Below are 12,505 nucleotides of genomic sequence, written 5' to 3' on the forward strand. Positions count from 1 at the left end.
CTCACCGTCGCAGCAACGGGCGCAGCATGAAGGTGAGCGCGAGGAGCGATCCGGCGACGAGCCCCGACCACAGGAGGATCGCGCGGGGGGTGCCGAACAGGTCGATGCGCTGGGGTGCGGGCGGTGCCTGGGCGTCGGCACGGACCTCCTGGACGGTGGTCTCCACCTTGCCCTTGCGACCCGGCTTGATCTCCCGGGTGAGCGCGTCGTGCACCTGCACGACACCCGCCCCGGTCCAGGGGTTCGTCGCCTTGCCGTCCGGGCCCTCGGGAGCACCCGCTCCCTCGGTGGTCGCCTGCAGCCGGGCGACCAGCTGCTGGGGGGTCTCGCGCGGGAAACGCTCCTTGAGCAGGGCCATGACCCCGCTGACCTCGGCGCTCGACCACGACGTCGCGACCTGGTCGACGACGCAGACCTGACCGGTGGCGTTGGCCGAGATCGCGCCCAGCGTCGGGGCCGCGACGTCCGTGTCCAGGTTGGGTACGACGTAGGTGCTGGGGCTCTCGTCGCCGGGCGGGGTCGCGCTGACCGCGAGCACGCCGGGATAGTCGGCCGGGAAGACGTCGGCGTCGTTGTCGGGGGTGCCCGCGAAGCCGGAGTCGGCGGTGCCGACCGGGACGTTGCCCGCGGCGGCCACCACCACGACCCCGAGGTCCACGAGCCGCGCGACCGCCGCCTCGAGCTCCGGGTCGGGCTGACGGACGGCGAGGGAGATGTTGACGATGTCGAACTGCTGCTGCGGCTGCGCCCGGATGACGGCGTCGATGCCCGCAGCGATGCCGGCGGACGTCAGCGGCCGCTCCCCCTGCGTGGTGTCGGCGTCGTCGGCGTCGTAGACCTTGACGTCGAAGACCTGGGCGTCGGGCGCGACGCCGCGGGGCCCGGCGATGAGCCCGGCGACGATCGTGCCGTGGCCGGAGAGGCGGGTGTTGGGGTTGACGCCCGCGATGGCCGTCCCGCCGGCGATGTCGAGCCCCTCGATGCCGACCATCCCGCTGTCGATGACGGCGATCTTCACACCCCGACCGGTGGCGAGCTCCTGCGCCTGCTCGACGTGCATCCGCTCGAAGGCGAGGTTGTCCTTGGTGTGGGTGTCGGCCAGCCGCTCGGAGTCAGGCACCTCCGACTCGAGGCAGGGGGCGTCGTGGTCGGCGGCGGCGGGCGGCGCCCCGAGCGGCACCACCGAGGCGGCGAGCAGGCCGGCGGCGAGCGTCGTACGCACGGGCGGGAGGCGCAGCAGGCGACGACCCGTCGATGGTGCAGCCATCAGCCGGCGTCCGCGGCCGCGTCGTCCGCCGGCGGGGCGTCCTCGGGGACCCGGCGCGCGCTGTTGGTCGAGAGCTGCACGCCCGGCTGGAAGAACTCCAGCCACGCGCTCGGCACCAGCGGCGGTTCGACGTCGCCGTAGCCGAGGAAGTCGGGCACCTCCGATCCGACCAGCTCGTACTTCTCGCCCTTGGGGTCGATGACGTAGCGGGTGCCGGCGTCGGCGGCCTCGCCCGAGCCGGAGAGCACGTAGGCCCCGGCGCTCGGCTCGACGTCGACCGCATGGCGACCGGGGCGCACGTCGTCGCGGTAGGGGTCCGCCGCGCCGGTCGGGTTGGTCGCGAGGCTGAACGTGGCGTCGGCACCGGTCGCGGGGTGGAGCACCGCGCAGAGCGCACCGTTGGTGATCGGCTGCAGAACGTCGCTGGGCCACTCCGCGGGCGTGTTGGGGTCTCCGAAGGACGCCGAGAGGTCGCCCTGGAGCTCCTGCGCCGGCTGCTCGACGACGCCGTAGACCATGCCCGCGAAGTCGCTGAGCCGCTCGGGCTTCTCGTCGCCGAGGAGGTAGTAGGACCCGCTGCTGGAGAGGAGCAGGTCGCCGATGCGGTACTGCGAGAGGTCGGTGCCCGTGCTGCCGTAGGGCACGGGCTCCCCGGGCCGGGTGACCCCGAAGGACGCCTTCTCGAGGGGCTCGCCGAGCCGGAACAGGTTCAGCCAGTCGGGGTCGACCTCGGTGGCCGACGCACCAAACCCGAGCCGGTCACCCAGCGTCGAGGACTGCGTCTCGTCCTCGGGCATGGGGAAGCGGTAGGCACTGCCCTGCTTGCTCCCGACAGCCGGCGCGGTCGCGATCAGCCAGGTCGTGCCCTCGCTGCTCACCAGGAAGCCGGACCCTGCCAGGTCCTCGACGGTGGGCGTGCGCTGCACCGCGACCTTGATGCCGACCCCGTCGCCCGTGCAGGCGGTCCAGCCGTCGTTGACCAGCTCGGACGCCGAGGGGAGGCTGGCGGGTGCGGCGTCGATGCCGAGGTCCTCACCGAGCTGGACGGTGCGGATGTACTTGTCGCGGACGGTGAAGGGCGTGAGCTCGTCCTGCCCGAGCAGCAGCTGGGCCGAGACGTAGTTGGGCACCCGCTGGAGCAGCGGGTCGTCACCGCCGCGCAGGACGACGTACTGCTCGCCCGTGTCCTTGGAGATCACGAAGCTGCCCTCGTCGAGCCACTGCGCGGGCGGGCGCCCGAGCAGGAAGCCCGCGATCGCGGCTCCAGCGAGCAGGAGGACGGACAGGGCGACGCCGCCGATCAGCACGCGGCCGGGTTTCACCGGCTCCACCTCGCGGCCGCCAGGGGCGCCGGAGACGAAGGCGGTGACGAGGCGGCGTCGGCTGAAGGCGTGGGCCTCGACGAGGTCCTTCTTGGTGGCCATCGATCAGCCCGCCACCGCGGAGACGAAGCCGGCCGCGAGGACCATCAGCGGGAGCAGCGCGAGCAGGGTCATCGTCTCGACGACGTCGCCCATGCGGCCGCGGCGCACCGATGGCGAGGCTGGCACGAGGGTGAGCGCGAGCAGGACGGCACCGATGCCGGCGAGGCCGATGGCGGCGCCGGCGCGCCAGCCGTCGTGGATGAGCAGCATCGACAGGGCCACCGAGACCAGGCCGAGGATGCCGGAGACGAGGCCGGCGAGCACCTCCGAGCCGGTGCGGTACTGGCGGGTGCGGAACATGACGGCCAGGCAGCACACGGCCGCCAGGATCGTGCCGTAGACGCCGCGCCCGACGGCGAACGGCGCGAGCAGGACGAGCAGGGTGCCGACCGAGGCGGAGACCGCGAGCAGGATCTCGTGGCCGACGCGCGCGTCGTCGGCGACCTCGTCCGGGTCGATCTCGTCGGGGTCGGCGGTGATGTCGTGGAGCGAGTAGAGCTGGTCGACGCTCGTGCCGGTCACCCCGAGGGCGAGCCACGGGAAGATGCTGCCGGCCAGGACGACCAGGGTGAGCAGGACGACGAAGACCGTGGACGGCTCGAGCGAGAACACCCGGATGAGCATCGAGCCCGCGACGACCACCCCGCCGACCACGACGGCCGGGATGACGAGCGCACGGCCGCCCTGGAGGCCGACCACGGCGACCAGCCCGACGGCGAGGACGCCGAGCCCGGCGAAGAGGAGGGCGTCGGCGAAGAACGCGTCGTCCAGAGGCCAGCTCCAGGCCGGCAGGTCACCGGGCGCGAGCAGCAGCCCGGCGACCGCGGCGTAGAGGGCGGCGAGCAGCGAGACGACGACCCCGGCCTCGGGCTCGCCCTGCGCGCGGGTCAGCACGATGCCGCCGACGACCAGGAGTCCGGCGATCACGGCCGCGGCGACGCCGCCCAGCACGCTCTCGCCGAGAAGGAGGAGGGCCAGCGCGCCGAGGCCGAGCAGGATGCTGCCCGCGCCCAGCGCCGTACGTCGTCCGGCCGCCGGCTCCCACGGCTTGAGCTCGTTCTCGACGACGTCGGCCATCGCCTCGACGACGTCGTCGTAGACACGCGGGGCCTTGTCGTCGACGCCGGCGGTGACGGTGAGGAGGCCGCCGTCCTCGATGCCCTGCATCGTCAGACCGGCGTTGTTGACCAGGATCCGGCCCTCCTGGGTCACCAGGCGGTAGCCGCCGTAGACGGTGGAGGCGTCGAGCAGGCCGACCGAGCGGGCGAGCTCCGGCACGAGCTCGGCGACCGGGATCGAGCCCGGCAGCACGAGATCGACCCGGCGAGATCCCGAGGCGATGGTCACCCGGACCAGGCCTGAGGCGACCGAGGACCCCTGACTCATTGGTGTTTCCCCCTGATTGTCCTTGCACCTGCGTCGGCCGAGGGGCCGGAGCACTGAACGGGGAGCAGCCTAGGCGAAAGCCGCTCGCGAAAATGCCACGAGGCCGGACGTCCCCGGAGGGACGACCGGCCTCGTACGGTGTGCGGTGCTCAGAAGCGGTTGGCGCCCCGGGCGTCGGCTGCCTTGTACTCGGCGTTGGACGAGTCGACACCCTGGCTGGCCTGCTGGAGCAGGAGGGTCATCTCGGACATCGCCTGGTCCCACTTGGCCTTGGCCTGGTCGTACGCCATCTTGGCGTTACCGTTCCAGTCCGCCTTGAGGGGGTTGAGCTCGTTCTCGAGCTGGTCGAGGCGCGACTCGATGTCCTTGGCCGCCTTCATCACGTCGGCCGCACCGGCGTCGAGGGTGCCGTGCTGGACCTTGATTCCGTCGAAAGTCATGTCGATCTCCTAGTTCTCGGAAGTCGGGTGCCGGCGTCAGCCGAGACGGCCCTGGAGGTTGGCGTGGTTGGCGGACTGCGACTCGTCGGTCGAGACGTTGTCGCGCTCCGTCTCCTGCATGGAGGCCGAGAGCTGGTCGAGGGCCTTGAGGATGGTCTCCTGCTTCTGGTCCCAGGCGATCATGAGGTTGTTGAACGCGGTGGCACCCTGGCCGCCCCATCCACCCATCATCGTCTGGATGTTGCCGGAGAGGACGCCACACTTGTTCTTGACGTCGCCGCGGGCCTGGTCGACGAAGTCGGCGCCCTTGGAGAGGGCCTTCTCTGTCTGGCCGTACATCTCGCTCATGTCGATCCTTCTCCCTCGGCGGTCGAACCGACCGAGTGTTGTGTGTTGGTGACTCACTGGACTGGTGATCCGGTGCTCGGGGAGACGTCCCGGCCCCCCGCGCTGACGTGCATCTACCCGACCGGTTTGGGGCTAAACATGAATCCACCGATCGACGCCGTCGCGAGCGCCTCCAGGCGTGTTCAGGAGGTCATTTCCCACAGGCGACGGAAGACGCCGGCCGCGACCACGGCCGACGCGAAGGCGAAGCTGCCGCACAACGACTCGGCGACCTCGGCGCGGCGCGACCACCACACCGACCGCCAGCCGCGGCCGGCGGCGACAGCCGCGGCGAGGGCGATCACGCCCAGCCCGACGGTGACGTAGAGGAACACGTCGACGTGGCTCGCGCCGGGTCCCGCGACGAGGTGCACGGCCAGCGCCACGAGGGCGCCGAGGCCGGCCAGGCGCAGCAGGATCCGTGCGGCTGCGTGGCGGTAGGACCGGGCGGCGAGCAGCAGCGAGCAGCCCGCGAAGAAGACCAGGCAGCGGGCGCCGATGCGGTCGAGGTCGATGGACGCGGTGTGCAGCAGCAGCGGGCTGGCGACCAGCATCGTCACCATGATCGCGGCCGCTGCGCCGGTCACGATGCGCGAGGCCCGGTGCACCAGGCGCTCCATGGCGTCGCCGGCGACCACGATGCGGCCCCGGCGCCCCTGGCGCTGGCTGTCACGGGCCGACCAGGCGGTGACGGCCAGCCGGTCGAGGTCGAGCAGCGCCTCGTCGGGGACGTCGACGGCGAGGGAGGGCGCGAAGCGCGCCGCCATCATCGAGAGGAAGATCAGCAGCGTCCAGGCGACCCGGCCGTCCCAGCCGAGCATCGCGGGGATGGCGCAGCAGGCGAAGACCGTGAGGCCGCTGACGATCCACACGGTGCTCACCTCGTCGTCGTCGACCGACAGGGCGCGGCCGATGCCGGCGACGACGGCCGCCGCGATGCCGGCGGCACCGAGGACGGCCGGGAGCAGGTGGACGCCCGGCTCGTGGAGCGCCGCGAACGCCGCGGCGGCGGCGAACGCCGGTGCGGCGGCCGCCCGCTGCCGGGCGTGGCGGCCGATCGGCAGCACGCCGGCGATCGCGCAGGCGAGCAGCACCCCGACGGCGACGGTGCGTACGACGTCGTCGCCCGCGCGTCCGGCGTACCACGCGGCGAGGGCGGCGACCAGGGCCGCCACCCAGGCGATCATCGCGGCGAGCGCGGGGCTCTCCGGGGCGTTCTTGGCGGCCTGGAGGAGCGTCACCCGACGCGGCCGGTGCACGCCGGTCGTCGCGACGAGCACGTCACCGGGCTGGATGCCCGCCTCGCCCAGCGGTACGGCGGCGTTGAGCCGCTCGCCGAGGGCGGTCTGCAGCAGCGGGATGCCGGGCACGTCGGCCTGCCTGGCGTACTCCCGCGCGACGTCGACGGCGGTCGCGGCGGAGGGCACGACGAGGTCGAGCACCCCGGCCGGGCCGTGGATGCTCAGCGCGATGGTCGCGCGAGCGCTGCTGGACATCGCGACGTCCGACACCGAGTCCCCCTTCGCGTTGCCCACGGAAACAAGCACCACTCCGCTGGAGAGTAGTCGCAGGTGCGGCCCGCGTGGCAGCCCACCTATCATCAACGCGACTTCATCGGGCACGGCACTGGGGGATGCGTTGAGCACGACACTGCGGGGCGGTCAGAGGCTCGACGAGCCGGAGATGCCGGGTGGACAGATCGTGCTGCAGCCGCCGCCCGAGCTGCAGGAGGGCGAGGGCGCCGGCGGCGTGCTGATGAACGCCATCCCGATGCTCGGCAGCCTCGGATCCATCGTGCTCGTCGCCACGATGGGCGGCGCCAACAAGAGCCGCAGCTTCCTCGCGGCCGGCATGTTCCTGTTCGCCACCCTCGGCTTCATCATCGTCCAGATCGACCGACAGCGTAAGCAGCGTGCGCAGCAGGTCACGGGCTCGCGCACCGAGTACCTGCGCTACCTCAGCAACATCCGCAAGGTCGCGCGCGAGGCCGCCGACCAGCAGCGGCGGGCGCTCAACTGGCACCACCCTGAGCCTTCCGCGCTGCCCTCCCTGGCTGAGGACCGCACCCGGCTTTGGGAGCACACCGCGTCCGACGACAACTTCCTGCACGTGCGCTACGGCCTGTGCTCGCAGCCGCTGTCGCTGGAGCTGGTCCCGCCGGAGAGCGCCCCGGTGGACCAGGTCGACCCCGCAGCGGCGTCCGCCCTGCACCGGCTCCTCGTCGTGCACCGCCTCCAGCCCAACCTGCCGGCGTCGATCGACCTGCGCGCCTTCGACCGCATCGAGCTGTGCGGCGACGCCGAGGAGGTCCGCTCGACGGCGCGCGCGATGATCTGCTCCGCGACGGCGTTCCAGAACCCCGACCAGCTCATCGTCGCGGTGCTCAGCTCGGAGCAGAACCTCACCCACTGGGACTGGGTGAAGTGGCTGCCGCACGCGCAGAGCACCCGCGAGGCCGACGCGGTCGGACCGATGCGCCTGGTCTCGACCTCCCTCGACGACCTCGGCAGCCTGCTCCCGCCCGACCTGAGCGACCGGCCCCGCTTCGGCGCCGACGAGCGCGCCGCCACGCCGCACATCCTGCTGGTCATCGACGGCGGCCACCTGCCGCCGGGCAACCACATCGTCCCGCCCGACGGCCTGCACGGCGTCACGCTGCTCGACCTGCCGAGCCGGTGGGACGAGCTGGAGGACTCCACCCGCCTGCGCCTCGAGTTCGCCGACGCCCCCGACGAGCTCGGCAAGCGTCCGGTGAGCGCGCTGCGGATGCGCGGCGAGCCCGTCCGGGCCCTCGCCGACCAGTGCGACATCGCCACGGCCGAGGCCTTCGCCCGGCGCATCGCCCCGCTCAAGACCGCGAGCGCCGAGTCGTCCTCGGCCGGCGGCGCCGTCGACATCACCTCGACGACCCCCGACCACATGGACCTGCTCGGGCTCGGTGACATCTTCAGCTACGACCCGGCGACCGCCTGGCGGCCGCGTCCGGCGCGCGACCGGCTGCGGGTGCCGATCGGCATCGGCGACTCCGGCGGCCTGATCCACCTCGACATCAAGGAGTCCGCCCAGCAGGGCATGGGCCCCCACGGCCTCGTGATCGGCGCGACCGGCTCCGGAAAGTCGGAGTTCCTCCGCACGCTCGTCCTCGGCCTGGTCATGACGCACTCGTCCGAGCAGCTCAACCTCGTGCTCGTCGACTTCAAGGGTGGTGCGACCTTCGCCGGCATGGCCGACATGCCGCACGTCTCGGCCGTCATCACCAACCTCGCCAACGAGCTCACCCTCGTCGACCGCATGCAGGACGCCCTTTCCGGCGAGATGACCCGGCGCCAGGAGCTGCTCCGCGACGCCGGCAACTACGCGTCGGTCCGCGACTACGAGAAGGCCCGCGCCAACGGCGAGCCGCTCGAGCCGATGCCGTCGCTGTTCATCGTCGTCGACGAGTTCTCCGAGATGCTCTCGGCCAAGCCGGAGTTCATCGACCTCTTCGTCGCCATCGGTCGCCTCGGCCGCTCGCTCGGCCTCCACCTGCTGCTCGCGTCGCAGCGGCTCGAGGAAGGTCGGCTGCGCGGCCTGGAGTCCCACCTGTCATACCGCGTCGGCCTCCGCACGTTCTCGGCCGGCGAGTCCCGGGCCGTCCTCGGCGTGCCGGACGCCTACGAGCTGCCCGCCGTCCCGGGCCTGGGCTACCTCAAGCCCGACCAGTCCACGCTGCTGCGCTTCAAGGCGGCGTACGTCTCGGGGCCGCCGTCGAGCCGCGCCCGCGTCACCCGCGACGAGGGCGGCGCGATCCGCGGCATCCTGCCCTTCACGATCTCCGAGGTGCAGGCCCTCGAACCGACCGAGGAGGTCACCGAGGTCGCGACGCCGCAGCCCCACCAGGGCGAGCAGCCCTCGCTGCTCGACACCGCCGTCACGCGCATGGTCGGCAAGGGCCCGGCGGCGCACCAGGTCTGGCTCCCGCCGCTCGACGTGCCCGACACTCTCGACGAGCTCATGCCCGACCTGGTCGAGAGCCCCGACCTCGGCCTGACGTCGCCGCAGTGGCGCAACGTGCCGGGCCTGGTCATCCCGCTCGGCACCGTCGACCGGCCGCGCGAGCAGCGCCGCGACACGATGACGCTCAACCTCACGGGCGCGGCCGGCCACGTCGCCGTTGTCGGCGGACCGCGCTCGGGCAAGAGCACGATGCTGCGCAGCATCGTCACGAGCATGGCGCTGGTGACGACGCCGATGGAGTCGCAGTTCTTCGTCCTCGACTTCGGCGGCGGCACGTTCGCGCCGCTGGCCCGCCTCCCCCACGTCAGCGGTGTCGCGACCCGCTCGGAGCCCGACGTCGTACGTCGTGTCATGGCCGAGGTCGAGGGCATCGTCGACCGGCGCGAGGCCTACTTCCGCGAGAACGGCATCGACTCGATCGAGACCTACCGCTTGCGTCGTACGCAGGGCCGCGTCGACGACGGGTGGGGCGACGTCTTCCTCGTCATCGACGGCTGGAGCACGCTGCGTGCCGAGTTCGACGACCTCGAGATGGAGATCCAGCAGCTCGCCGCGCGCGGCCTGACCTTCGGCCTCCACATCGTCACCGCCTCGACCCGGTGGGCCGACTACCGCGCCGCGATGCGCGACGTCTTCGGCTCCAAGCTCGAGCTGCGGCTCGGTGACCCGCTCGACTCCGAGGTCGACCGCAAGGTCGCCGCGCTCGTCCCGGTCGGCCGCCCCGGCCGCGGTCTCGTGCCGTCCAAGCTGCACTTCCTCGGTGCGCTGCCGCGCATCGACGGCGACGGCAGCGCCGACACCCTCGGCGACGGCGTCGACCACCTCATCGACCGGATGGCCGCGGCCTGGACGGGCCCGCAGGGTCCCAAGCTGCGCCTGCTGCCCGAGAAGGTCACGCTCGAGGCGGTCCGCGAGGACGCCGTGCGGCGGCAGCTGCCGCAGAAGCAGATCCTGCTCGGCATCAACGAGAAGGAGCTCGCACCGGTCGGCCTCGACGTCGACGCCGAGCCGCACATGCTGATCTTCGGCGACGGCCAGTCGGGCAAGAGCGCTCTGCTGCGGGCGTACGTCCACGAGATCATGCGCACCCGCACGCCCAAGGAGGCGCAGATCGTCCTCGTCGACTACCGGCGGTCGCTGCTCGGCGAGGTGCCCGACGAGTACCTCCTCAACTACCTGACCTCGGCGACCCAGGCGACGCCGACGCTCAAGGACATCGCGAGCTACCTCGAGGGCCGCATCCCCGGCCCCGACGTGACGCCCGACCAGCTGCGCAGCCGGTCGTGGTGGACGGGGGCCGAGGTGTTCGTGGTGGTCGACGACTACGACCTCGTGGCGACCGCCCAGTCCTCACCCGTCTCGGCGCTCCAGCCGCTGATGGCGCAGGCGCGCGACGTCGGCCTGCACGTCGTCGTGGCACGTCGTACGGGTGGTGCCTCCCGCGCGCTCTACGAGCCGGTCATCCAGTCGTTGCGCGACCTCGCGATGCCCGGCGTGATGCTGTCGGGTCCTCGCGACGAGGGCGTCCTGATCGGCAACCTCCGCCCGCAGCCCGCCCCGGAGGGCCGCGCCCGCGTCGTCACCCGCGACGGCGGCACCCAGACCGCGCAGCTGGCCTGGCTCGACCCGACCATGTGAGTCCTTGTTCTGGGCGGTGTGTGAGGAGGATTCGAGCGTCCCGGAAACCCCCTCGCACACCGGCCGGGCGGGACTGTGCACCCGGGTTTCCCACTTCGCGCACCAGATCTCGGGTGCCAAGCGGGAGACTCCCCGGATATCCGGGGACTCCGGAACAGGTCAGCGCCGGCCGCTCTTGAACATCCCGCGGGCGATCTCGCGGGCGGCGGTGCTCATGAAGTCCTTGAACGCCCGTGACTTCACGACGCTCTCCACCATGCCGTCCTCCTCCTCCGGCGCCCGCTCGGCCTTCTTGGTCACGCGCTCGTTCTTCTGCTCGCGCGCCATCTCCTTGACGCGGGCGTCCTCCGCGGCCTTGCGGGCGCCCTCCTCGAGCTTCTTGGCGAGCAGCTCGCGGGCGGACTCGCGGTCGATCGCCTCGGCGTACTTCGCGGTGAGCGGCGAGGCCTTGACCGCCGCCTCCATCTCGGGGGTGGGGGCGGGGTCCATGAGCGACTCGGGGGCCCGCAGCCGGGTCCACGCGACGGGGGTCGGCGCACCGCGCTCGTTCATCACCGTCACCACCGCCTCGCCGATCCCGAGCGACGTGATGACCGCGCCGAGGTCGTCGTACGCGCTGTTGGGATAGGTGTTGACCGTCGCCTTGAGAGCCTTGGCGTCGTTGGGCGTGTGGGCGCGGAGCTGGTGCTGGATCCGCGAGCCGAGCTGGCCGAGCACGTCGTCGGGGACGTCGGTGGGCGACTGCGTCACGAAGAAGACGCCCACGCCCTTGGACCGGATGAGCCGCACGGTCTGGGCGATCTGGTCGAGGAAGGCGTCGGAGGCGTCGTTGAAGAGCAGGTGCGCCTCGTCGAAGAAGAAGACCAGCTTGGGCTTGTCGAGGTCGCCCTCCTCCGGCAGGTCGTGGAACAGGTCGGCGAGCAGCCACATCAGGAACGTCGAGAAGAGCGCGGGCCGGTCCTGGAGGTTGGGCAGCTCGAGCAGGCTGACGATGCCGCGTCCGTCCTCGGCGGTGCGCAGGAACTCCTTGGTCTCGAACTCCGGCTCGCCGAAGAACACGTCGGCGCCCTGGGCCTCGAAGGCGACCAGCTCGCGCAGGATCACGCCGGCGGTCTGGGGCGAGAGGCCGCCGATCGTCTTCAGCTCGGCCTTCCCGGCCGCGTCGCCGGTGAGGTACTGCAGGACCGCGCGCAGGTCGGCGAGGTCGAGCAGCGGCAGGCCCTGCTTGTCGCAGTAGTAGAAGACCAGGCCCAGCGAGGACTCCTGCGTCTCGTTCAGGCCGAGCACCTTGGCGAGCAGGGTGGGACCGAACGCACTCATCGTCACGCGGACGGGTACGCCGACGCCCTGGCCGCCGATCGCGTAGAACTCCGTCGGGAAGCCGGTCGCCGTCCAGTCCTGGCCGACGCTGGCGGTGCGCGCGGTCAGCTTGTCGCTGGGCTCCCCCGGCACGCTGATGCCGGACAGGTCGCCCTTGATGTCGGCGGCGAAGACCGGCACGCCGTTCGCGCTGAGCTGCTCGGCGAGCAGCTGCAGGGTCTTCGTCTTGCCCGTACCGGTGGCGCCCGCGACGAGGCCGTGGCGGTTGAGCATCCCCAGCGGGATGCGGATGCGTACGTCGCTGAGGGCGTCGGCATCCAGCATCAGCCCACCGAGCTCGAGCGCGTCGCCCTCGAACCGGTAGCCGGGTGCGACGGCCTCCGAGATGGGGTCCGAGATCGGGTCCGGGACGGGGTCCGGGACCGGGCCGGACACGGGTGCGCTCGCGGTGGTCTCCTCGGCGGATGCGGACGGGGTGGGCTCGGCCTCGGGCGTCTCGCTCATGTCGCGAGCCTAGCCGGGCGCAACGGGGTCGCTCCCGGCGTGACGAGCGAGGTCGAGTGCCCCCGCGACCGAGGGACGAGGTCGTGACGGGCCGTACCGAGAACCGCGAGCCCGGTCGCGGGTGGAGACGAGGACGAGGCCCG

8 protein-coding genes are annotated in these 12,505 nt (G+C 72.1%); 1 reads left to right on the forward strand and 7 read right to left on the reverse strand.

The genetic code is table 11. The features are described 5' to 3' along the window. Position 1: 1 nt before the first annotated feature. From JOD65_RS01300 to JOD65_RS01325, 6 genes are all read right to left on the reverse strand, one after another. Positions 2 to 1,267 carry a S8 family serine peptidase gene (locus JOD65_RS01300; protein ID WP_191194121.1) on the reverse strand — a complete coding sequence of 422 codons (1,266 nt, stop codon included), beginning with the start codon at positions 1,265 to 1,267 and terminating at the stop codon, positions 2 to 4. Further along, the gene (locus JOD65_RS01305) at positions 1,267 to 2,691 is read right to left on the reverse strand and encodes a type VII secretion protein EccB (protein WP_191194120.1); all 1,425 of its coding nucleotides are present in this window, start codon (positions 2,689 to 2,691) and stop codon (positions 1,267 to 1,269) included. The genes JOD65_RS01300 and JOD65_RS01305 overlap by 1 nt, the downstream gene beginning before the upstream one ends. 3 nt (positions 2,692 to 2,694) lie before the next feature. Continuing rightward, the gene (gene eccD / locus JOD65_RS01310) at positions 2,695 to 4,077 is read right to left on the reverse strand and encodes a type VII secretion integral membrane protein EccD (RefSeq protein WP_191194119.1); all 1,383 of its coding nucleotides are present in this window, start codon (positions 4,075 to 4,077) and stop codon (positions 2,695 to 2,697) included. 149 nt (positions 4,078 to 4,226) lie between these two features. Beyond that, positions 4,227 to 4,517 carry a WXG100 family type VII secretion target gene (locus JOD65_RS01315; protein WP_191194118.1) on the reverse strand — a complete coding sequence of 97 codons (291 nt, stop codon included), beginning with the start codon at positions 4,515 to 4,517 and terminating at the stop codon, positions 4,227 to 4,229. Between the two features lie 36 nt (positions 4,518 to 4,553). Continuing rightward, a complete protein-coding gene (locus JOD65_RS01320; RefSeq protein ID WP_191194117.1) occupies positions 4,554 to 4,865 on the reverse strand; it encodes a WXG100 family type VII secretion target in 312 nt (103 codons plus the stop codon). 182 nt (positions 4,866 to 5,047) lie between these two features. Next, complete coding sequence (locus JOD65_RS01325; RefSeq protein ID WP_191194116.1) at positions 5,048 to 6,415, reverse strand: hypothetical protein; 1,368 nt, start codon at positions 6,413 to 6,415, stop codon at positions 5,048 to 5,050. A 172-nt stretch (positions 6,416 to 6,587) separates the two neighbouring features. Here JOD65_RS01325 and eccCa point away from each other — a divergent pair, with 172 nt between their 5' ends. Then, complete coding sequence (gene eccCa / locus JOD65_RS01330; RefSeq protein WP_191194115.1) at positions 6,588 to 10,538, forward strand: type VII secretion protein EccCa; 3,951 nt, start codon at positions 6,588 to 6,590, stop codon at positions 10,536 to 10,538. A 159-nt stretch (positions 10,539 to 10,697) separates the two neighbouring features. Here the strand turns inward: eccCa and JOD65_RS01335 are convergent, their stop codons facing one another. Beyond that, positions 10,698 to 12,362, reverse strand: a complete 1,665-nt coding sequence (locus JOD65_RS01335; protein ID WP_191194114.1) for a helicase HerA-like domain-containing protein — start codon at positions 12,360 to 12,362, stop codon at positions 10,698 to 10,700. Positions 12,363 to 12,505 lie beyond the last annotated feature (143 nt).

Origin of the sequence: Nocardioides cavernae, assembly GCF_016907475.1 — a bacterium.
GTDB classification, from domain to species: Bacteria; Actinomycetota; Actinomycetes; order Propionibacteriales; family Nocardioidaceae; genus Nocardioides; species Nocardioides cavernae.

Excerpts from the sequence above, each read along its gene's own strand:
- JOD65_RS01300 (WP_191194121.1), bottom strand. The coding sequence starts at position 1,267 with ATGGCTGCACCATCGACGGGTCGTCGCCTGCTGCGCCTCCCGCCCGTG.
- JOD65_RS01305 (WP_191194120.1), bottom strand. The coding sequence starts at position 2,691 with ATGGCCACCAAGAAGGACCTCGTCGAGGCCCACGCCTTCAGCCGACGC.
- eccD (WP_191194119.1), bottom strand. The coding sequence starts at position 4,077 with ATGAGTCAGGGGTCCTCGGTCGCCTCAGGCCTGGTCCGGGTGACCATC.
- JOD65_RS01315 (WP_191194118.1), bottom strand. The coding sequence starts at position 4,517 with ATGACTTTCGACGGAATCAAGGTCCAGCACGGCACCCTCGACGCCGGT.
- JOD65_RS01320 (WP_191194117.1), bottom strand. The coding sequence starts at position 4,865 with ATGAGCGAGATGTACGGCCAGACAGAGAAGGCCCTCTCCAAGGGCGCC.
- eccCa (WP_191194115.1), top strand. The coding sequence starts at position 6,588 with ATGCCGGGTGGACAGATCGTGCTGCAGCCGCCGCCCGAGCTGCAGGAG.
- JOD65_RS01335 (WP_191194114.1), bottom strand. The coding sequence starts at position 12,362 with ATGAGCGAGACGCCCGAGGCCGAGCCCACCCCGTCCGCATCCGCCGAG.